The following is a 19,599-nucleotide window of genomic DNA, read 5'->3' on the forward strand; positions in this document are numbered from 1 at the left end:
GTCGCCACGTAGCGTGGCCGACGGGAACGCGCGTCGTCGCCGGCTACGCCGCCATGGCGCGCGTCGCCTCACCCACAACGGCTGGCCGGCCCCTGACGGTCGCGCTCGGCACGACGCGCACTGGCCCTGCCGCCTTCCAGCGGCGACAGGCCTTCGCGGATCGCATAGCGCGTCAATTGCGCGATGCTCTGCATGCCCAGCTTGAGCATGATGTGCTCGCGATGGGTGCCGATGGTCTTGACGCTGATGTGCAGGCGCGCGGCGATCTCCTTGGTCGACAGCCCCTCGGACAGCAACTGCACGATCTCGCGTTCGCGCGAGGTCAGCAGCGTGTAGGCCGAGACCGCATCGCCGGGCGGACAGCGGTACTCGCTGACCAGCGACTGCGACAGCTGAGGACTGATGTACAACTGGTCGTTGCCGACCTGCTGGATCGCGCGCAGCAATTCGTGGAAGGTGCTGTTGCGCGCCAGGTAGCCCTTGGCGCCGGCATCGATGACCGCGCGCACGTTGGCCGCGGCGTCGGAGGCGGCGATGCAGATCGCCTTGCTGCGCGGGCTGCGCTGCAGCAGCCGGCGGGTGGCCTCGATACCGTTGAGGCCCGGCAGCATCACGTCCATCAGCACGACGTCCGGCTGCCGTCGGGTCACCAGTTGCACGCACTCCAATCCGTCGACCGCGTGGCCGACCACTTCGATGCCCGACGTGTTGTTCAACAGGGCGACCATGCCCTCCAGCACGATGCTGCGTTCGGCGGCAATCACGATACGTGTGTTCATTCTCTACCTGTGTTCGCAATGGATCTCCAACGCGCGACCGCGCGGTAACCCGCGTCCCATGCAGCGCGACGCGCCCCTTTTCTTCAACCGATGCGACAGCGCTGAACCCGCGCTTGCGTTGCGCCCCCAGCTTGTCACGCTGCGCGATGGCAGCCATCGGGTTCAGGCTGATATGGGCGAGGAGGACAGCTGAAATTGTGCGAATTACCGCATTCGTCCAGTTTCGTAGACAGAATCTCGTGCTAGCGCGCTCGGCCTGTGACGCAGACCGAAGTCCTGCGCCGCGATCGATGCTGAGGGCGCGTGCGGTGCGGACGCCACGCGAGTGCCATCCGGGCACGTCCAACGCCCGGCTTCGCCGCGCGACACGAGGTCTTGTGGAGCGGCGCGCGTCCAGTTCTGCGGGATCCGCCGCGATGGAGCTGCCCGGCCACGCCGGTCGCGGCTACACGCCGTTCCTGCGTGTGGTCCGGTTCGCGAGGAGAGGCGCGCTTCAGTCGGACGACGCTGATGGGGGCGGCAGCCGCGCGGCTTCCACCTGCAGCATCGCGCGGGCGAACTCGGCGAGACGTTGCTGGACCGCCGCTGGCGGCGTGCCCGCCTCGATCGACTGTTGCAGCGCCATCAGTTGCGCGGCCAGTTCGCCCTGCCAGCGCATGCGCTCGGTGTCGTTGCTGGCACGCTGTACCTCGAGCGAGGCCTGCGCCTGCGCCGAGGTGTCGCCGCGCACCAGCGTTTCCATGGCATCGACCAGGCGTTGCAGCAGGCGGTACACCGCCGTGGCGGAAAAGCCACCCAGCATCGCCAGGGTCGGCTTGCCGAAGCTGCGCATGCTGCCGGTCTCGAACAGGTCCGGCGGCAGCACTTCGACCAGGATCAGGCCGGCGATCAGGCCCAGGATCATGCGCGCGCCATAGGAGGCGTCGTACTTGGGGTCGTAGCTGGCGTCGGCGACGTAGCGGTGCACCTGGAACAGCGAGGAGAACGAGGCGCCCAGGCCGGCGCAGAACAACAGAAACAGCGCGTTCCACAGCAGCACGCTGCCGGACGAATCCAGGAATCCCAGGCGCACGTTGTCCGCACTGACTTTGCTGGACAACGCCGTGGCCACCACCAGGAACAGGAACACGAGCGAGGTGGCAGTGAGCGCGCGCACCAGCGGCAGCGGACCGAGGAAGATCGCCCAGTGCGGGCGGCGGCGCTCGGCATCGAGCAGGAACACCGCCTGCGGTGTCGCCGGGCGGATCAGTTGCGCCAGCCGCCGATGGGTCACCGCCAGTTCGTGCGCGCGCGGCTCGATGTCGCTGTCGCCGGCCGCGCCCTCCGCTGAACCGACGCTCACCAGCACCGACAGGCGCGCGATCAGTTCCGGCGGCACCGCCAAGCCGTGCTCCAGCGCATAGCGCGCCATCGCTTCGCACTCGGCGAGCAACTGCGGCAGGATGCCCGGCGGCGGCAACCGCGGCACGCCACTGCGGGCCGCGGTCAGCCGGCGCCGCAACGCGCCGGCCAGTGTCTTGATCCAGACGTTCATTGCTTCACTCCTGGACGGAAACGACGGCCGGCGCGCATGCGCCACGGATTACCGGCTGGCGGACACGCGCTTCAGCGGCACGACGTGTGGGGACTTCCCGGCCTTGCCGGCGATCTGGAGACTGACGCCCCCGTCCGGCGTTGCACGCAAGACCAGACGGCCGTCGCTCAGTTCCGCGCAGTGCCCCTGGTCGTTCATGTCCAGCGAATACACCGCCGCATCCGCGCGCATGCCAACGTAGCGCGCCTGCACCTTGCAGCCCCAGGGCGTGCCGTAGTGCAGCTCCACCGTGGGACTGCCTGGCGCCTGCGGGCTGGACGAGACCGTCACCTCCAGGGTCGGCTTTTCGAGGATCTTTCCGCCGGAGTCCAGCCCCTGCCATGTGCCCGTCAGCGGACTGGGCCGACCAGGATCGGTGTGCAGCACCACCAGCAGGGCCTTACCGTCGACGAACAGCCGCAGGTCGTCGCCACTGCGCTGCACGCGCAGCGGCTTGCCCATCAACTTGTCGCAGTAGGCTCCCCCGTTGATCGAGTCCAGGACGAAGCCGCCAGCCCTCTGCGACTTGACCAGCGCGTTGCAGTTCAGCGGCGAGCCGAAGGCGAGCCTGGCTTGGCCGCTGCCCTGGATCAGGCGCAGCGCGACCAGATTCTCCGCACCGGGCGGTTGTGCCTCCAGCGTCAGGGTGCCGCTCCACTGGCCAGCCGGCAGCGCCTCGGCGTTGGCCGCCGCGCCCGGCTTGGCCGCAGTGCCCGCCTGCGGCGCGGCGTCGGCAGCGGATGGCAAGGCCAGGCACAGCGCCAGCCAAAGCGGGAAATGTGCAACACCACGCGAACGGATACGCATGCGACTCTCCTCTGGAAATACGAAAGGGAAACGAACGGTGCGGTCAGTGCAGGCCGAACCAGACCAGCGCCACCACGGCCGCCGCCAGCAACAGGGCCGCAAGCAGCCACAGCGCCCGCCGTCGACGCCGGCGCAAGCGCTGCGCGCGGGCCAGCGAGCGCAGGTCGATGTGCAGCTCTCGGCACCACAGGTCGGTGTCGTGCCGCGACAGCAGAAAGCCGTGTCTACGCATGCGCCGTCTCCTGGTCGGGGTCGTGCGGGGTGGCCGGTTCGGACAGGTGCCACAGCTTCAGTTGCTGCCCGTCGAACAGCACCTCGCCGACCGGGGTATGGGTGCCGCGGAACAGGATCTGCAGGCGGTGGCCGGGCCGGCGCGGCCTTCGCGGCGACACCTGCAGCAGCAGGCGCGGCGCCTCGTCCGGCATCTCCACCACCTCCAGCTCCACATCGAAGGACAGGGCCAGTTCGCCGATCTGCGGCAGTTGCCACGCACGCAGTTCCCACAGCGGGATCTGCAACGCCGGCGGCTCGGCCTCCTCCGTCACCACCTGCACGGTCTCGGCGGCGCCGAAGCATGCGCGCAGCGCCCGCTCGTGGCGCGCCCGGCAGCGCCGCTGCGCATCCAGCAAGGCCGCCGACAATCCCTGCAGCAGCAGGTCGAAGTCGCAACGCAGCCTGGCCATCAGTCGTCCGTCAGCCAGCCGGGCTTGCGCGGGAAGCCCACGTGGTAGCACAGCCACTGCATCACCACCTGGTGCTCGCCGATCTGCAGCACGGCGAAATTCTTCTCGGTGCCGATGATCGCACCCTTGGGCGAATCGCTCAGACATCGGTTGAGCAGGGCCCGGGCCGCTTCGATCTGCTCGGGCGTTTGCATCTGCGTCGGGTTGTCGCTACCGACCACGACCCGCTTGACGAACTTGACTTCAGTGAGGTCGAACATGGTTGACGAGTCCCCCGACGAGATGGTTCAACGGATCGCTAGCGGATTACGGGGTGACCGCAACCGGCTTGCCGACCTTGCGCGGGGCCACCGCGGTCTGCAGGATGTCCAGCACCCGCGCCAGACCTTCCGGCGGCCCTTTGTCCGCGGCATGCACCGAGACGTGGTACTTGGCCGAGTTGTCCGAGCTGCGCGTGTTCTCCTTGCTCGTGGCCACCGAGCCCTGGATGTGCACCTTGGCCTTGAACAGGCCGAAGCCGTATTCCACGTCCGCCGACATCGACGCCGACGCATCGGTCTTTTCCTTCGAGGAGAAGGACGACTTCACTTCCATGTCGAAGGTGACGTCCACGGTCTGGATGCTCAGGCTGGGCACGTTGACGATGGCCAGCAGCGGTACTTCCAGCTCGACCTCTTCCTCGGCGATGCCGCCGGCATTGTCCGGATCGTCGACCGGCCGCTTGAAGCGGAAGCTGGCGGTGCGGGTCGCGCCGGTGCCCTGCGGATCCTTGGGATCGGTCGGGGGCAGGAAGCCGATGACGCGGATGAAATCGGCGGTGGCGCGGGCCAGCTTGACCTGCGCGTCGCAGGCCGCATCCAGCGGTCCGCCGATCAGGTCGCCCATGGGCAGACCCTTGAATTGACTTGACATGTTGACGAGTTCGTCAGCCATTGCAGTGACTCCTTAGTTGGTGGGATTGGTTACATCGTCCGTGCCCGCGACGTCCGGCTTGTCGGCCATGACCGTCTTGAACACGCCCTGCGTCTGCGCCAGATGGTTGAGCAATCTGGCCGCTCCGTCAGTCGGTTCGGTGCCTTCCACGCGCAACACGACGTGGACGGCACTCTGGCGCTGGCTCCGCGCGCTGGCGCTGGTATCCACGCGCACGCTGGAACGGGTGGCGGTGCGCTTGGCCTGCCAGGCCGCCTGCGGGCCGGGCGATTCCGGCGCGAAGAAGCCGTCGGCGGACTGCAGGCCGCCGAGGTCGCCGAGCTGCGCATCGAAGCTGATCTCCACGTCCTTGATCCGCAGCACGTTGGTCGAGACCAGCGGCAGCAGCGGCGCGCGGTAGTAGTCCTCGTCGCCCTCGGCCGCCTGCGGGTGCTGCGACGGCAGGCGGATGATCACGCTCTTGGGCCGGTGGAACTCGTCGAAGTAGTCGCCGAGGTTGGCCATCTGGTGCTGCTCGATGCGGTCCTGCGCCTCGATCACCGCGCCGGCCAGCGCTTCGATCAGGTCGTTCAATGCGGTCGGTCCAGCCATGGTCGCTCCGGGAGAAGGAAGGCCACCGTCGGCGACGGCGGCGGATCGGCGGCGCGCGCCGGGCGCGCTCGCTCAGGTCAGCTCAGGTCAGGTCAGGAAAGGAGTCGGTGCGCGCCAGCCAGCCCTTGAGGAACTTGCCCAGCGGCGGCTTGGCCGCGACCAGGCGCTGGTAGTAGTCGCGCCGGCCCTGCTTGTAGCGTGCGTACAGATCGCGCTGGTCGGCGGCCTTCAGCGCCGCCAGGGTGGCCGAACCGAACTTGCCGTCCTCCGGCAGCTTCAGCGCCGGCGTCTGCGCGTTGAGCACGCGCTGCAGCAGCTTGATGGCGTTGTTGCCGGCGTTGACCTGGAAGTCGAACAGGATGTTGGCCAGCGGCTGCAGCGCGATCTCGTCGCCATGCACCGCATTCCAGTAGCAGGTCTTGTAGATCACCCCGGCCTGCGCGTCGGTGAGCGCACGCAGATTGTCAAGGGTCGGCTCCAGTTGCAGCAGGCTTTTGGCGTACAGGCGAAACGTGGCCATGGTGACGCCCTTGTTGGTGGCACCGCCCGGGTCCACCGGATCGTTGACGAAGCCACCCTCGTGCTTGAGCAGGGTCGGAAAGAATGCGTTGAAGTCGGCCATGGGATCCTCCGCTGATGCCCGGTGTGGGCGTGGAGGAAGTCTGCGCAGCGGCCCGCGTCGGCGGGATCGGCAAAAGCCCGATCCGGCGGCGCCTGCGCACTGAGCCGCCGCGCGCATCCGCAAGCCAGGCATGCAGGCGCTGCATGGGCGCGGGCCGCGCGCCGGCCGCGGGCTTCTGGGATAATGGCCGGCAATGAGCAAAATCGCCGAACTCCTGCGCAACAATCGCGCCTGGTCCGATCGCATCAGCCGCGAAGACCCGGATTTCTTCAGCCGTCTGTCCAAGCAACAGACGCCGGAATACCTGTGGATCGGCTGCTCCGATTCGCGGGTGCCGGCGAACCAGATCATCGACATGGCACCGGGCGAGGTGTTCGTCCACCGCAACATCGCCAACGTGGTCGTGCACACCGACCTGAACTGCCTGTCGGTGATCCAGTTCGCAGTGGAGGTGCTGAAGGTGCGGCACATCCTGGTCGTGGGCCACTACGGCTGCGGCGGCGTGCACGCGGGCCTGACCCGCGCGCGGCTGGGCCTGGTCGACAACTGGATCCGCCACGTCACCGACGTGGCCGAGAAGCACGAGCAGTGCCTGCAGCAGGCCGGCGACCTCAACGTGCAGCATGCGCGCCTGTGCGAGCTCAACGTGCTCGAGCAGGTGGTCAACGTCAGCCGGACCTCGATCGTGCTCGACGCCTGGGCGCGCGGCCAGGAACTGACCGTGCACGGCTGGGTCTACAGCCTGCGCGACGGCCGCGTGCACGACCTGGGCATGGAACTGGACCGCATCGAGGACCTGGTCCCGCGCTACGACGCCGCCCTGGCGCGGATCGGCCAGGACCGCGAGGACCGCTGAGCGGTCCGCCGCTCCGCCCCTTTCCGCAAGGAACCCGCATGCTGCCTGGCCCGCTCAACCTGCACGCCTGGATCGACGCCCACCGCCACCTGCTCAAGCCGCCGGTGGGCAACAAGTGCCTGTATGCCGGTGACTTCATCGTCATGGTGGTCGGCGGGCCGAACGCGCGCAGCGACTACCACTACGACGAAGGCCCGGAGTGGTTCTACCAACTCGAAGGCGAGATGGTGCTGAAGATCCAGGAAGACGGCGCGGTGCGCGAGATCCCGATCCGCGCCGGCGAGACCTTCCTGCTGCCGCCGAAGGTGCCGCACTCGCCGCAGCGCGGGCCCGACTCGGTCGGCCTGGTGATCGAGCGGCGACGCCTGCCGCACGAGCAGGACGGCCTGCTGTGGTTCTGCGAGCGCTGCAACCACCTGCTGCACGAAGCCTACTTCCCGCTGCAGGACATCGAGACCGACTTCCCACCGGTGTTCGCGCGCTTCTATGCTTCCGAAGCGCTGCGCACCTGCGCCCGCTGCGGCCACGTGCATCCGCTGCCGGCGGCCGCCGCGCCGTGATCGCCTGGCGCCCGCGCCTCTCGGGACCGCAATGCTGCGCAGCCTGATCGCGCTCAAGCCGCGCGACGTGCCGGTGCGCGTGGCTCTGCGCAACACCGCCGCGGTGGTCGCGCCGCTGGCGCTGGGCGTGGCCGCCGGCCATGCCGAGCTGGGCCTGGCGGTGTCCACCGGCGCGCTCAACACCATGTTTTCCGACCAGCCCGGCCCGTACCGGGCGCGGATGCAGCGCATGCTGATGGCGGCGCTGGCGGCCGGCATCGCCGCGCTGCTCGGCATGCTGATCGGTGCGCATACCGTGGCGCTGGCGCTGTGCGCGCTGCTGCTCGGCCTCGGCGGCGGCCTGCTGGTGGCGCTGGGCCCGGTGGCCGCGCGGGTCGGGCTGACCAGCATGATCCTGCTGGTGGTCAGTGCCGACGTGCGCCTGCCGCCGTTGCAGAGCGTGGGCGTGGCCACGCTGATCTTCGCCGGCGGCGTGCTGCAGATGCTGATGGCGCTGGCGGCCTGGCCGCTGCAGCGCTACCGCCCGGAGCGCTTCGCGCTGGCCGACCTGATGCGGCAACTGGCCGGCATCGCCCGCCAGCGGCCGAGCGCGACCGCGGCGCCGCCGGCCACCGAGGCGGTGCTCGAGGCGATGGTGATGCTGCACGGCGAACACCGCTCGCGTGGGCGTGCGGTGCAGGCGTTTCGGGTCATCGCCGAATTGTGCGAACGCGCGCGGCTGGAACTGCTGACCTTGGCCGACCTGCACGGACGCCTGGAGCCGGCGTCGCCGGCGCGGCTGCCGATCGAACGCGTGCTCGAGCGCAGCGCGGTGGTGCTGGACCAGCTCGCGCACGCACTGGACAGCGCCGAGGACCCGGACGCGGCCACTGCGTCGATGACCGGATTCGACGATCTGGTGGACGCGCTGGCGCAAGTGCAGGCGCAGGCCGAGGACACCCGCGAACGCCGCCTGCTGCGCATCGCGGTGGCACGCGCGCAGGGCCTGGGCGGCCAGCTGCGCGCGCTGGCACGCAATGGCCGCTGGGCCAGCAGCCGCGGCGAGATCCAGGCCGAACTGGCCGAAGCGCAGTTGCCGGCGGCACTGCGCCCGCTGGCGCCGCTGCAGACCTTGCGGGCGAACCTGAATCTGTCCTCGGTGGCGTTCCGCCACGCGCTGCGCTGCGGGGTATGCCTGGCGCTGGCGGTTCTGTTCGCGCGCTGGCAGGCGATCCCGCACGGCTACTGGATCCCGATGACCACTGCGATCGTGCTCAAGCCGGATTTCGGCGGCACCCTCAGCTTCGGCGCGCTACGCGTGGCCGGCACCTTCGCCGGGCTGCTGCTGGCCACCGTGCTGGCCCACTTCGTGATGGATGGGGCGGTGGTCCGGCTGCTGTTGCTGACCGTGTTCTGCCTGGGGTTTCGCCTGCTGACTCAGGTCAACTACGGGCTCGGCGTGGCGTCGCTGACCGGCATGCTGGTGCTGTTGCTGTCGTTCGAAGGCATGGCCCCGGGCGAGGCGATCGGCGAGCGCATCCAGGCCACCGTGCTCGGCAGCGCGCTGGCGCTGGCCGCCTACGCGCTGTGGCCGACCTGGGAGCGCAAGCACATCCGCGCGATCCTGGCGCAGTTGCTGCTCGCCTACCGCGACCATCTCGACGCGGTGCTGGAAGGCCGCCTGCAGGCGCTGCCGGAGACCCGCGCGGCCTCGCGCACCGCGCGCACCAACGCGCAGGCCTCGATCGAACGCCTGCGCGGCGAGCCGCGGCGCAAGCGCAACCTGCGCGAACTGACCCTGGCCGAATCGGTGCTGGCCAACGGCAACCGGCTGATCCGCGCCTCGCTGGCGATGGAGGCGGTGCTGCGCGATGCGCCGCCACCGCCGCCGCTGCCGGAACTGCGGCACTTCCGGCAGCAGGCGCATGCCGCTCTGACCGAACTGGCCGAGGGCCTGCGCAGCGGCACGCCACCGCCGCAGGCCAGCCTGCGCGCGGACGAGCGGCGCCTGGCCGAGGCGCTGGCCGCGCAGCCGCAGGACGGCAGCGACGGCGGCGCCCTGTCCGCACTGGGCGACACCAGCGACCGCGTCGCCGACAGCATCGGCACCCTCACCCACCTGGTCCGCAGTGCGCTGCTGCCGGCGACCGCGGCCAACAAGGAACATCCACCGGCGACCGCGCACCGCAGCGGGTGAACACCGACGCGGCCTGCGCGCTCGGCAAGGCCCGCGCGGCAGCGCCCGCCCACGCCGCCCGGCAGTCACCTCACGTCGTCCCTCACGCTCTAGACTCTCGCCCTGCTTCCCGGAACCAATGCCGATGAACGAGATCCTGTCCCGCCAGCACGCCATCGCCCTCGACGCCGCCGATCCGCTGCGCGCCCTGCGCCAGGAGTTCCTGTTCCCGCAGCACCAGGGCGCGGACCAGGCCTATTTCGTCGGCAACTCGCTGGGCCTGCAGCCGCGCGGCGCGCGCGCCGCGGTGCAGGAGGTGCTGGACAAGTGGTCGTCGCTGGCGGTGGAAGGCCATTTCAACGGCGATACGCAGTGGATGACCTACCACGAACTGCTGGCCGCGCCGCTGGCGCGGCTGGTCGGCGCGCATCCGCACGAAGTGGTGGCGATGAACACGCTGACGGTGAACCTGCACCTGCTGATGGTCAGCTTCTACCGGCCCACGCGCGAGCGCCCGGCGATCCTGATCGAGGCCGGCGCGTTCCCCTCCGACCAGCACGCGGTGGCCTCGCAGATCCGCTTCCACGGCTTCGACCCGGCCACCGACCTGATCGAAGTGCAGCCCGACGGCGCCGACGGCACCGTGTCGCTGGCGGCGATCGAACGCGCCATCGCCGAGCACGGCCCGCGCCTGGCGCTGGTGCTGTGGCCGGGCGTGCAGTACCGCACCGGCCAGGCCTTCGACCTGGCCGCGGTGGCGCGGCTGGCACGTGCGGCCGGCGCCGCGGTCGGCTTCGATCTGGCCCACGCCATTGGCAACGTGCCGCTGCAGTTGCACGATGCGGCCCCGGACTTCGCGGTGTGGTGCCACTACAAATACCTCAACGCCGGCCCCGGCGCGGTCGCCGGCGCGTTCGTGCATGAGCGCCATGGCCACGGCGACACCCCGCGCTTCGCCGGCTGGTGGGGCCACGACAAGCGCACCCGCTTCCGCATGGCGCCCGAGTTCGTCGCCGCGCCCGGCGCCGACGGCTGGCAGCTGAGCAATCCGCCGATCCTGAGCATGGCGCCGCTGCGCGCCTCGCTGGACCTGTTCGAGCGCGCCGGGGCGGACGCGCTGCGGCAGAAGTCGCAGCAGCTCACCGGCTACCTGGAGACGCTGATCCGCGCCCGCCTGGCCGATACCCTGCAGATCATCACCCCGTCCGACCCGGCGCAACGCGGCTGCCAGCTGTCGCTGCGCGTGGCCGGCGGCCGCGAGCGCGGCCGCGCCCTGTTCGAGTACCTGCAATCGGTCGGCGTGCTCGGCGACTGGCGCGAGCCGGACGTGATCCGGATCAGCCCGGTGCCGCTGTACAACCGCTACCGCGACGTCTACCGCTTCGTCGAGGAAGTGGAAACCTGGGCCGGCGTCTGAGCCGCCTTCTTCGCGCGGCCAGCGGCCGCGTCTTCCGGACACCGCATTGAACGCATCCCCCCGCAGCATCACCCTGATCGGCGCCGGCCTGGCCGGCTCCCTGCTCGCCATCCTGCTTTCGCGCCAGGGCTGGCAGGTCACCGTCTACGAGCGCCGCGGCGACCCGCGGGTGCACGACTACGAGCGCGGCCGCTCGATCAACCTGGCCCTGGCCGAGCGCGGCCTGCACGTGCTGCGCCAGGCCGGCGCCGATGCCGCGGTGATGGCCAAGGCGGTGATGATGCGCGGGCGCATGGTGCATTTCGCCGACGGCCAGCAGCAGCTGCAGCGCTATGGCCGCGACGACAGCGAGGTGACCTGGTCGGTACACCGCAACGACCTCAACATCACCCTGCTGCAACTGGCCGAGCAGGCCGGCGCGCGCATCCATTTCTACCGGCGCCTGCACACGGTGGATTTCGACGCCGGCTATGCGCGTTTCATCGACGACCGTGACGACCAGCCGCACGACATCCGCTTCGACAGCATGATCGGCGCCGACGGCGCAGGCTCGGCGCTGCGCGCGGCGATGCAGCGCAAGGCGCCGATGGCCGAGCACATCGAGTTCCTCGACCACTCGTACAAGGAACTGGAGATCCCGCCTGGCGCCGACGGCGGCTTCCGCATCGAGCCCAACGCCCTGCACATCTGGCCGCGCGGGCACTACATGTGCATCGCCCTGCCCAATCACGAAGGCACCTTCACCGTCACCCTGTTCCTGCCAAACAAGGGCGAGCCCAGCTTCGCCACCGTGCGCAACGGCGAGGAGGCGCTGGCGCTGTTCGCGCGCGATTTCGCCGATGCGCTGCCGCTGATGCCGCAACTGGCCGAGCACTGGGAGCAGCACCCACCGGGCCTGCTCGGCACCCTGCGCCTGGAGCGCTGGCACCTGGGCGGCCGCGCGGTGCTGCTGGGTGACGCCGCGCACGCGATGGTGCCGTTCCATGGGCAAGGCATGAACTGCGCGTTCGAGGATTGCGCCGCGCTGGCCGCGCACCTGCAGCGCGAGCCGGACCTGGCCCGTGCCTATGCCGCCTTCGAGGCCGAGCGCAAGCCCAATGCCGGCGCCATCCAGCAGATGGCGCTGGAGAACTACGTGGAAATGCGCGACCGCGTCGGCGATGCCGGCTTCCTGCTGCAGCGCGAACTCGGCCAGGCGCTGCAGGCGCGGCATCCCACCCGCTTCGTGCCGCACTACACCATGGTCACCTTCCTGCGCACGCCATACGCGCAGGCGCTGGAACGCAGCGAGGTGCAGCGCGACATCCTGGTCCAGGCCACGCAGGGCCACAGCGATCTGTCGCGGATCGACTGGCAGTGGCTGGAGCGCATCGTGCATGCGCGGCTGGAACCGCTGGAGGGGGCGCATTGAACCGGCGTAGCCTATCCGGACACCCGCTCCTACACGCATTCCCACGCTCCTAGCCTCGCCTGCCTCGCACCATTCGATTCGTCATGCCCGACAGCTTCCTCTTCTACGACCTGGAAACCTTCGGCGCCGATCCGCGGCGTACGCGCATCGCGCAGTTCGCCGCGGTGCGCACCGACGCCGAGCTGAACGTGATCGAGGAGCCGATCAGTTTCTTCGTCAAGCCGGCCGACGACCTGCTGCCCTCGCCGGTCGCCACCCTCATCACCGGCATCGCCCCGCAGCAGGCCTTACGCGAGGGCGTCAGCGAAGCCGAGGCCTTCGCGCGCATCGCCGAGCAGATGGCGCGGCCGCAGACCTGCACGCTGGGCTACAACTCGCTGCGCTTCGACGACGAGTTCGTGCGCCACGGCCTGTTCCGCAACTTCTACGATCCCTACGAACGCGAGTGGCGCAACGGCAACTCGCGCTGGGACCTGCTGGACATGCTGCGGCTGATGCACGCGCTGCGCCCGGAAGGCATCGTCTGGCCGCAGCGCGAGGACGGCGCCACCTCGTTCAAGCTGGAGCAACTGGCGCTGGCCAACGGCGTGCGCGACGGCGATGCACACGAGGCCCTGTCCGACGTGTACGCCACCATCGGCATGGCCCGGCATTTCCGCCGCAGCCAGCCGCGGTTGTGGGAGTACGCGCTGAAGCTGCGCGACAAGCGCTTCTGCGGCAGCCTGCTCGACGCGGTGGCGATGCAGCCGGTGCTGCACGTGTCGATGCGCTATCCGGCCGCGCGCCTGTGCGCGGCGCCGGTGCTGCCGTTGGCGCGGCACCCGCGCATCGACAGCCGGGTGCTGGTGTTCGACCTGGAAGGCGACATCGAGCCATTGCTGCGCTATTCGCCGGAACAGATCGCCGACCGCCTGTACACCCCGCAGGCCGACCTGCCCGAGGGCGAACAGCGCATCCCGCTCAAGGAAGTGCATCTGAACAAGGCGCCCGCACTGGTCGCCTGGGCGCACCTGCGCGAAGCGGATTTCGCCCGGCTGCGGCTGGACCCCGCGCACCTCCTGACCAAGGCAGAGCGCCTGCGCGAGGCCGGCCCGGCGCTGGCGGAGAAGGTGCGGCGGGTGTTCGCCAGCGAGCGCGCCGCGGTACCGGCGGATGCCGACGCGTCGTTGTACGACGGCTTCCTGGCCGATGGCGACAAGCGCACGATGGCCCAGGTCCGCGCCACCCCACCGGCGCAACTGGCCGCGCTCGAAGGCCAGTTCCGCGATCCGCGCCTGCCCGAACTGCTGTTCCGCTACCGCGCGCGCAACTGGCCGCAGAGCCTGTCCATCGCCGAGCAGTCGCGTTGGGACGACTACCGGCGGCAGCGCCTGCAGCAGGACAGCGGCCTGTCCGAACTGAACTTCGACACCTTCTACGCGGAACTGGCCGGTTTACGCCTGGCTCACCCGCAGGATGCTACCAAGCAAGCCCTGCTCGACCAGTTGGCCGCCTGGGGCCACGACCTGCAACGCAGCCTATGACCAGCTATTTCAGCGACGCCAGTTTCAAGTTCCTGCGTGCCCTGGCGCGGCACAACGACAAGGCCTGGTTCAACGACAACCGGCACAAGTACGAAGAGCACGTGCGCCAGCCGTTCCTGCGCCTGATCACTGACCTGCAGCCGGACCTGGCCCAGGTCAGCGAGCACTTCCGCGCCGATCCGCGCGGGGTCGGCGGCTCGCTGTTCCGCATCCACCGCGACGCGCGCTTCTCGCACGACAAGTCGCCGTACAAGACCTGGCAGGGCGCGCGCCTGTTCCACGAGCGGCGCAAGCAGGTGCCGGCGCCGTCGTTCTACATCCACCTGCAGCCGGGCGAGAGCTTCGTCGGCGCCGGGCTGTGGCATCCGGAGCCGGACACCCAGCGCAAGGTGCGCCAGTTCATCTTCGACAATCCCGGCAGTTGGAAGGCCGCCGCGCATGCGCCGGCGCTGCGCCGCCGCTTCGACTTCGAGGAAAGCGAGATGCTGGTGCGCCCGCCGCGCGGTTTCCCGGCCGACTTCGAGTGCATCGACGACCTCAAGCACAAGAACTGGGTGTTCTGGCGCCAGCTCGACGACGCCACCATGACCGGCCCACGGCTGCGCACGCAGATCGCCGCCGACCTGCAGACGCTGGCCCCGTTCGTGGACTATCTGTGCGCTGCGCTGGACTTGGAGTTCTGAAACGACAGCGCTTCGCCTACGCGACGGGCGTCATGGGTCGCGTCGGTCGCGGCTGAAGCCGCTCCTACAACCACGAGAACCCGCTCCGAACCGAGGGCATCCCATGAAGAAATGGCTGGCATTGCTGTTCCTCGCCCTGTTCGCCCTCGGCGGCTACGTCGTGGCCGGGCCGTACCTGGCCATCCGCGGCATCGACCAGGCGCTGCGCGAGCGCGATGCGGCTGCGTTGGAGCGCTATGTCGACTTCCCCACGCTGCGGGTGAACCTGAAGGCCCAGGTGGACGATGCGCTGGTGCGCCGCGCCGGACCCGACCTGCAGTCCAGCCTGTTCGGCGGCGCACTGCTGTCGCTGGCCGGTGGCCTCGGTGGGATGAGCGTGGATGCGCTGGTCACCCCGGCCGGCATCGGCGCGCTGATGCAGGGCGACGCGCTGTGGAAACGCGCCAGCGGCGACACCATCGGCGGCGATACCTACGCCGCACCGCGGCCGCCGCAACCGCTGCGCCAGGCCGAACACCGCTTCGAATCGACCACGCGCTTCGTCGCCACCGTGCACACCGCCGATGGCACCGCGGTGCCGTTCGTGTTCACCCGCGACGGCCTGCGCTGGAAGCTCAGCAACATCCTGCTGCCGCTGTAGGCGATGGCGGCGGCTTGCGGCTGGGCTAGGCTGGGATCACCTTTCAGAACATCTCCAACAACCCGTTTTGCCTGGCATCGTCCTGTCTAGTAGGAGCGGCTTCAGCCGCGACGAGGCAGCCCGTGCGTGGCTGTCGCGGCTGAAGCCGCTCCTACGGGTGCGCCCTGTCTTGATCAGAGGCGACCTTCAGTCGCGACGATCGAAACGCGGATGTCTCATCAGGCAGTATGCAGTCGGGACTGAAGTCCCTCCCACAAGAGGCACATCTGGCCGCCCTGCCCTTCGTTGTCTGCAGGGCTGATCAACCGTTCGACTAGGCGCACACAGGTAGTTCTCCAGCGTTGCCTGCCTGGCCTCGCCACGTGAGAATCACCACAGCTGAAGGCAAATCAACCCGGACACTTCCGGATCGCCGGCGCTACGCCACAGGCTTCGGGTGGCGAACGCGCATCCGGCGTCCGGGAACATCAGCGCGATCTCGAACGCCGGCGGCGCCTGCACCGAGCGGTGTGGCTCCCATTCTTCGGTGCGGAAGGACGCGACACCCGTCTGGACATGCCGCGCTTGCTCGCCCGTCGTCGCCGTGGTGGCGGCCACCGACAGCATGCGGCCATCGCGAGCGACCGCGATGTTCCAGAAGTCGGTGCCGAGGTCGATCTCTGTCACCGACGTGTACGGCGGGTCCATGAAGCCGGCGCTCGCGGTCGGTGCCGCCCAGGACACGCGGTTGCCGTCGACGATGCGGCCGGGTCCGAGCGAGAGCCACAGGCGGCCGTGTCCGTCCATCGCCGAGTGGCAGATCGGCGGTATCCGCGCGATGCGCTTGGGCGGCTGCGGCAGACCCGGCTCAGCCAACCACACGCTGCCCTCGGCCGCTACCGCCAGGATCTTTCCATCGGGCGTCGCGTGCAGTTGCAATTCCTCTGCCAGCGCCCTGCGCCGCACGCTGCCATCCGCCAGACTGATGGCGCTGAGCTGTGCGGAGCGGGCATTGACCGCATGCACATGGCCACCGAGCGGCAGCAGGCGATCGATATACCGCGGAATGCGCGACGTCCACTTTTCCGCGACGCGCAGCGTGCCGGCCTCGAGCCGGAACAGCTTGGTATCGGTGGCCACCAGCACGCTGCCCTCGCCATCGCTGGCGAAGGCCCGCGCCTGGTTGCCGAGGGCGACCGACGCCACTTCGTCGCCTGTCGCCATGGACAGCGCGCGCACCCGCAGCGCGCCGAAGCTCACGCCCCATCCATCCGCGACCAGCACCTGCCCGGTCCGCTCATCCAGCCAGAGTCGATGGGCGGCCACGCCGGGCACGGTGGTCTGCCACAGAGTCGTGGCAGCCTCGGGATCTGCGCTCGCGTGCGCAGGCGGGGACACAGCTGACTCGTGTTGCGGACGCATCGATGCGCGGACTCTTCCATCAAACGAGCGGGAATTCTTGCAAATCGCACCTGAGCGCAACGTGTTGCCAGCAATGGCGTGCAACGTCAGGCAGGCGCCGTGTGCGAACGATACAGGCGCAACCCAGTGACCCGATACCGCCAGTCCTCGCCTAGCGCGGCGCGCCCGACCCCGTCCTGCCCGCCAGCGCCTGCTGCACGCGCCGGAACGGCGTGCGCAGTTGCCAGCGTGCCGACCACGGCAGGCGTGCCAGGGCCGCGTGCGCGTCCAGAGCCGGCAGCGCGCCGGTCCAGGCGAACACCACGTGGTTGTCCATCTGCGGCTCGTCCAGGCGCAGCACGCGGCCGCCGAACAGCGCACGCAGATGCGTCAGATGGCGGCGGGTGTCGGTATCGTACAGGTTCACCGCCAGCACCCCACCCGGTACCAGCGCCGCGTGGCAGTCCTTGTAGAAGCCGCGGCTGAGCAGCGCGGCCGGGATGCCGTCGGCGTCGTAGGCGTCGAGCAGCAGCAGGTCGTAGCGGTCGCGCCGTTGCCGCAGCAACCGCGCGCCGTCGCCGTGCACGGCCTCGAAGCGCGCGTCGTCGTCCGGAATGCGGAACGCCGCGCGCAGGGCCAGCACGTCGGCATCGGCCTCGATCGCCTCGATCCGCGCCTGCGGCAGGTGCCGATAGCAGAACTTGGCCTGCGAACCGCCGCCGAGGCCGACGATGCCGATCCGCCGCGGATCCGGGCGCAGCAGCAGCGCGCCAAGCATGCTGCGGGTGTAGCCGACCTGCAGCACGTCCGGCCACCAGGTGTACATGCGGCTCTGGGTCACTTCGCCCTTGAACTGCAGGCTGGTGTAGCGCCAGCCATGACGCACGTAGGGTTGTCCGGGACGCAGGTCGGCAGGCGCGTCCGCTCCCTGCCGCAGCAGGCGGCGCAGCGCGGCCCAGCGGCCGCCGCCGGGCGCCGCACTCACGGCTTGGCGATGTCGTTGGCGACCCCGTGCGGCACATGCCCGGCGGCGACGCGCTCGCGGGCAGCGCTGTCGATGTTGTGCTGCGAATCGTCGAAGAAGATGTCAGCGCCGAACGCCTGCAGGAACGGGCCCTTGTGGCGGCCGCCGAGGAACAGCGCCTCGTCCAGGCGCACGCCCCATTCGCGCAGGGTGCGGATCACCCGCTCGTGCGCCGGCGCCGAGCGTGCGGTGACAAGCGCGGTGCGGATCGGCGAGGCTTCGCCGGCCGGAAACGCGGACTGCAGCGCATGCAGTGCCGACAGGAAATTGCGGAACGGCCCGCCGGTCAGCGGCTCGCGCGCGTTCTCGCGTTCGTAGCGACCGAACGCCTCCACGCCCTGCTCGCGCGAGAACCGCTCGCCCTCGTCGCCGAAGATCACCGCATCGCCGTCGAAGGCGATGCGCAGCTGCGTGGACAGGCGGTCGGCGTCGATCGCGCCAGCCGCCGCGGCCGCTTCCTGCGCGTGCTCGCCGGGCGGCTTGGGCAGGATGGTCGCCGCGGCGATGCCATGGCTGAGCGCGCGCCGCACCGACTCCGGGTTGGCCGACAGGAACAGGTCGGTGCCGAACGGCTTGACGTAGGGCCAGGTCGCCTCGCCGGAGGTGAAGGTGGCACGCACGATGCCCAGGCCGTAGTGCTGGATCGAATTGAAGATGCGCAGCCCGGTGTCGGCGGAATTGCGCGAGAGCAGGATCACCTCCACCGGCGGCGTCTCCGGCGGCGTGCCCTGGTTCAGCGCCAGCAGCTTGCGCACCACCGGAAACGCCACCCCGGGCGTCAGCACATCGTCCTCGCGCTCGCGCTGATACGCGCTGTACGCCTCCACCCCCTCCCGCTCGAACAGGGCATGGCCCTCTTCCAGATCGAACAAGGCGCGCGAGGTGACCGCGACGGTGAGCAGACGGGGGGAGTTGTCGGACATGAGAGCAGGGATTCGGCAGTGGGGATTGGGGATTGGCAAAAGCGGGCAAAGGGATCGGAAGGTGCACAGAGGAATCAGAGAAAGCGGTGCGCTGTTACGAATCCCCAATCCCGACTCCCGAATCCCCGCCCCTACACCATAAATTGCTCGCTCAAGATCCGCTCCTCCAGGTTGTGCTCCGGATCGAACAGCAGGGTGACCAGGCGGTCGCGGGATTCGCGGATGGTGACTTCGACCACGTCGCGGGTCTCGTGCGAGTCGGCGGTGACGCTGACCGGGCGCTTGTACGGGTCCAGCACGCGGAAGCGCACTTCGATGTCGGCCTTGAGGATCGCGCCACGCCAGCGCCGCGGCCGGTACGGGGCGATCGGGGTCAGCGCCAGGGTGTGCGAGCCCAGCGGCAGGATCGGTCCGTGCGCGGAGGAGTTGTAGGCGGTGCTGCCGGCCGGGGTGGACACCAGCACGCCGTCGCAGATCAGTTCGTCCACGCGGGTCTGGCCGTTGAGGTCGATGCTCACGTGCGCGGCCTGGCGGGTCTGCCGCAGCAGCGAAACCTCGTTGTAGGCCAGCGAGCCGGTGGTGGCGCCGGATTCGGTCTGCGCGAGCATTTCCAGCGGCCGCAGCTTGGCCGGTTCGGCCAGCGCCAGGCGCGCGACCAGGTCGTCGTCGCGGAACTGGTTCATCAGGAAACCGACCGTGCCCAGCTTCATGCCGAACACCGGCTTGCCCAGGCTGCCGTGGCGATGCAGGGTCTGCAGCATGAAGCCGTCGCCGCCGAGCGCGCACAGCACGTCGGCGTCGGCCGGCTCGCAGTCGCCGTAGCGTGTCACCAACTGTTCGCGCGCGTGCTGCGCCTCCGGCGCGACGCTGGCGAGGAAACAGATGCGGGGCGAGGACGGCAGGACGGAAGCATTCATGGCCCCGATCATACCCGCGGCGCCATGACTGGCGCGCGCAAGCGTACCGGCGACACCTATTTGCGGTCGCAGCGATGGCGCTGTCTGCGCTCGCCGCGGATGGCGCGTGCGCCTGCGCTGCG

22 protein-coding genes are annotated in these 19,599 nt (G+C 69.6%); 9 read left to right on the forward strand and 13 right to left on the reverse strand.

What is annotated here, in order from left to right:
• Positions 1-68: 68 nt before the first annotated feature.
• Positions 69-779: a response regulator transcription factor gene (locus RAB71_RS12345; RefSeq protein WP_010342523.1), complete on the reverse strand. Its 711-nt coding sequence runs from the start codon at positions 777-779 to the stop codon at positions 69-71.
• On the opposite strand from RAB71_RS12345, the gene RAB71_RS12350 reads away from it, so the two are divergent.
• Positions 772-972 carry a hypothetical protein gene (locus RAB71_RS12350; RefSeq protein WP_138985740.1) on the forward strand — a complete coding sequence of 67 codons (201 nt, stop codon included), beginning with the start codon at positions 772-774 and terminating at the stop codon, positions 970-972. The genes RAB71_RS12345 and RAB71_RS12350 overlap by 8 nt on opposite strands.
• A gap of 300 nt (positions 973-1,272) precedes the next feature.
• On the opposite strand, the gene RAB71_RS12355 is transcribed toward RAB71_RS12350, so the two are convergent.
• The 8 genes from RAB71_RS12355 to RAB71_RS12390 all read right to left on the reverse strand — a co-directional run bounded on the left by RAB71_RS12355 (position 1,273) and on the right by RAB71_RS12390 (position 5,988).
• Positions 1,273-2,190, reverse strand: a complete 918-nt coding sequence (locus tag RAB71_RS12355; protein ID WP_199774658.1) for a hypothetical protein — start codon at positions 2,188-2,190, stop codon at positions 1,273-1,275.
• A 171-nt stretch (positions 2,191-2,361) separates the two neighbouring features.
• Positions 2,362-3,159: a hypothetical protein gene (locus RAB71_RS12360; RefSeq protein WP_010342521.1), complete on the reverse strand. Its 798-nt coding sequence runs from the start codon at positions 3,157-3,159 to the stop codon at positions 2,362-2,364.
• Positions 3,160-3,202: 43 nt separating this feature from the next.
• Positions 3,203-3,391, reverse strand: a complete 189-nt coding sequence (locus RAB71_RS12365; protein ID WP_010342520.1) for a hypothetical protein — start codon at positions 3,389-3,391, stop codon at positions 3,203-3,205.
• Positions 3,384-3,842: a hypothetical protein gene (locus tag RAB71_RS12370; protein WP_010342519.1), complete on the reverse strand. Its 459-nt coding sequence runs from the start codon at positions 3,840-3,842 to the stop codon at positions 3,384-3,386. Before RAB71_RS12370 ends, RAB71_RS12365 begins: the two co-directional genes overlap by 8 nt.
• Positions 3,842-4,102 (reverse strand): hypothetical protein, encoded by a 261-nt coding sequence (locus tag RAB71_RS12375; protein WP_010342518.1) that lies wholly within the window; start codon positions 4,100-4,102, stop codon positions 3,842-3,844. The genes RAB71_RS12370 and RAB71_RS12375 overlap by 1 nt, the downstream gene beginning before the upstream one ends.
• A gap of 46 nt (positions 4,103-4,148) precedes the next feature.
• Positions 4,149-4,775, reverse strand: coding sequence for a DUF2589 domain-containing protein (locus RAB71_RS12380; RefSeq protein ID WP_010342517.1), 627 nt, complete (start codon positions 4,773-4,775; stop codon positions 4,149-4,151).
• Between the two features lie 12 nt (positions 4,776-4,787).
• Complete coding sequence (locus RAB71_RS12385) at positions 4,788-5,366, reverse strand: DUF2589 domain-containing protein (protein ID WP_175300594.1); 579 nt, start codon at positions 5,364-5,366, stop codon at positions 4,788-4,790.
• An 82-nt stretch (positions 5,367-5,448) separates the two neighbouring features.
• Complete coding sequence (locus tag RAB71_RS12390) at positions 5,449-5,988, reverse strand: glycoside hydrolase family 108 protein (protein WP_010342514.1); 540 nt, start codon at positions 5,986-5,988, stop codon at positions 5,449-5,451.
• 193 nt (positions 5,989-6,181) lie between these two features.
• Between RAB71_RS12390 and can the strand changes: the two genes are divergently transcribed.
• The 8 genes from can to RAB71_RS12430 all read left to right on the forward strand — a co-directional run bounded on the left by can (position 6,182) and on the right by RAB71_RS12430 (position 15,233).
• On the forward strand, positions 6,182-6,844 hold the full coding sequence (gene can, locus RAB71_RS12395; RefSeq protein ID WP_010342513.1) for a carbonate dehydratase: 663 nt from the start codon (positions 6,182-6,184) through the stop codon (positions 6,842-6,844).
• 38 nt (positions 6,845-6,882) lie between these two features.
• Positions 6,883-7,404 carry a 3-hydroxyanthranilate 3,4-dioxygenase gene (locus RAB71_RS12400; protein WP_010342512.1) on the forward strand — a complete coding sequence of 174 codons (522 nt, stop codon included), beginning with the start codon at positions 6,883-6,885 and terminating at the stop codon, positions 7,402-7,404.
• A 31-nt stretch (positions 7,405-7,435) separates the two neighbouring features.
• Positions 7,436-9,580 carry an FUSC family protein gene (locus RAB71_RS12405; protein WP_010342511.1) on the forward strand — a complete coding sequence of 715 codons (2,145 nt, stop codon included), beginning with the start codon at positions 7,436-7,438 and terminating at the stop codon, positions 9,578-9,580.
• A gap of 124 nt (positions 9,581-9,704) precedes the next feature.
• Positions 9,705-10,976 (forward strand): kynureninase, encoded by a 1,272-nt coding sequence (gene kynU / locus RAB71_RS12410; RefSeq protein ID WP_010342510.1) that lies wholly within the window; start codon positions 9,705-9,707, stop codon positions 10,974-10,976.
• A gap of 46 nt (positions 10,977-11,022) precedes the next feature.
• Entirely contained in the window at positions 11,023-12,387 is a 1,365-nt protein-coding gene (locus tag RAB71_RS12415) for an NAD(P)/FAD-dependent oxidoreductase (protein WP_010342509.1), read from the forward strand.
• Between the two features lie 83 nt (positions 12,388-12,470).
• Positions 12,471-13,910 (forward strand): exodeoxyribonuclease I, encoded by a 1,440-nt coding sequence (gene sbcB / locus RAB71_RS12420; protein ID WP_010342508.1) that lies wholly within the window; start codon positions 12,471-12,473, stop codon positions 13,908-13,910.
• A complete protein-coding gene (locus RAB71_RS12425; protein WP_010342507.1) occupies positions 13,907-14,593 on the forward strand; it encodes a DUF2461 domain-containing protein in 687 nt (228 codons plus the stop codon). The genes sbcB and RAB71_RS12425 overlap by 4 nt, the downstream gene beginning before the upstream one ends.
• 103 nt (positions 14,594-14,696) lie before the next feature.
• Complete coding sequence (locus RAB71_RS12430) at positions 14,697-15,233, forward strand: DUF2939 domain-containing protein (RefSeq protein WP_010342506.1); 537 nt, start codon at positions 14,697-14,699, stop codon at positions 15,231-15,233.
• 369 nt (positions 15,234-15,602) lie between these two features.
• Here RAB71_RS12430 and RAB71_RS12435 read toward each other — a convergent pair whose 3' ends face one another.
• From RAB71_RS12435 to RAB71_RS12450, 4 genes are all read right to left on the reverse strand, one after another.
• On the reverse strand, positions 15,603-16,610 hold the full coding sequence (locus RAB71_RS12435; protein WP_146095604.1) for a hypothetical protein: 1,008 nt from the start codon (positions 16,608-16,610) through the stop codon (positions 15,603-15,605).
• Positions 16,611-16,785: 175 nt separating this feature from the next.
• Entirely contained in the window at positions 16,786-17,598 is an 813-nt protein-coding gene (locus RAB71_RS12440) for a fused MFS/spermidine synthase (RefSeq protein WP_010342504.1), read from the reverse strand.
• A complete protein-coding gene (locus RAB71_RS12445; protein ID WP_010342503.1) occupies positions 17,595-18,560 on the reverse strand; it encodes a 5'-nucleotidase in 966 nt (321 codons plus the stop codon). The genes RAB71_RS12440 and RAB71_RS12445 overlap by 4 nt, the downstream gene beginning before the upstream one ends.
• A gap of 131 nt (positions 18,561-18,691) precedes the next feature.
• Positions 18,692-19,462 (reverse strand): NAD kinase, encoded by a 771-nt coding sequence (locus RAB71_RS12450; RefSeq protein ID WP_029562019.1) that lies wholly within the window; start codon positions 19,460-19,462, stop codon positions 18,692-18,694.
• Between the last annotated feature and the right edge of the window lie 137 nt (positions 19,463-19,599).

It is taken from the genome of Xanthomonas sacchari, assembly GCF_040529065.1.
Taxonomy (GTDB): Bacteria; Pseudomonadota; Gammaproteobacteria; order Xanthomonadales; family Xanthomonadaceae; genus Xanthomonas_A; species Xanthomonas_A sacchari.

Bases quoted from the DNA above. Each gene is read 5' to 3' on its own strand.
- RAB71_RS12425 (WP_010342507.1), top strand. From the start codon at position 13,907: ATGACCAGCTATTTCAGCGACGCCAGTTTCAAGTTCCTGCGTGCCCTG.
- kynU (WP_010342510.1), top strand. From the start codon at position 9,705: ATGAACGAGATCCTGTCCCGCCAGCACGCCATCGCCCTCGACGCCGCC.
- RAB71_RS12360 (WP_010342521.1), bottom strand. From the start codon at position 3,159: ATGCGTATCCGTTCGCGTGGTGTTGCACATTTCCCGCTTTGGCTGGCG.
- RAB71_RS12370 (WP_010342519.1), bottom strand. From the start codon at position 3,842: ATGGCCAGGCTGCGTTGCGACTTCGACCTGCTGCTGCAGGGATTGTCG.
- RAB71_RS12400 (WP_010342512.1), top strand. From the start codon at position 6,883: ATGCTGCCTGGCCCGCTCAACCTGCACGCCTGGATCGACGCCCACCGC.
- RAB71_RS12385 (WP_175300594.1), bottom strand. From the start codon at position 5,366: ATGGCTGGACCGACCGCATTGAACGACCTGATCGAAGCGCTGGCCGGC.
- RAB71_RS12445 (WP_010342503.1), bottom strand. From the start codon at position 18,560: ATGTCCGACAACTCCCCCCGTCTGCTCACCGTCGCGGTCACCTCGCGC.
- sbcB (WP_010342508.1), top strand. From the start codon at position 12,471: ATGCCCGACAGCTTCCTCTTCTACGACCTGGAAACCTTCGGCGCCGAT.
- RAB71_RS12375 (WP_010342518.1), bottom strand. From the start codon at position 4,102: ATGTTCGACCTCACTGAAGTCAAGTTCGTCAAGCGGGTCGTGGTCGGT.
- RAB71_RS12405 (WP_010342511.1), top strand. From the start codon at position 7,436: ATGCTGCGCAGCCTGATCGCGCTCAAGCCGCGCGACGTGCCGGTGCGC.
- RAB71_RS12355 (WP_199774658.1), bottom strand. From the start codon at position 2,190: ATGGCGCGCTATGCGCTGGAGCACGGCTTGGCGGTGCCGCCGGAACTG.
- RAB71_RS12430 (WP_010342506.1), top strand. From the start codon at position 14,697: ATGAAGAAATGGCTGGCATTGCTGTTCCTCGCCCTGTTCGCCCTCGGC.
- RAB71_RS12365 (WP_010342520.1), bottom strand. From the start codon at position 3,391: ATGCGTAGACACGGCTTTCTGCTGTCGCGGCACGACACCGACCTGTGG.
- can (WP_010342513.1), top strand. From the start codon at position 6,182: ATGAGCAAAATCGCCGAACTCCTGCGCAACAATCGCGCCTGGTCCGAT.
- RAB71_RS12380 (WP_010342517.1), bottom strand. From the start codon at position 4,775: ATGGCTGACGAACTCGTCAACATGTCAAGTCAATTCAAGGGTCTGCCC.
- RAB71_RS12390 (WP_010342514.1), bottom strand. From the start codon at position 5,988: ATGGCCGACTTCAACGCATTCTTTCCGACCCTGCTCAAGCACGAGGGT.
- RAB71_RS12345 (WP_010342523.1), bottom strand. From the start codon at position 779: ATGAACACACGTATCGTGATTGCCGCCGAACGCAGCATCGTGCTGGAG.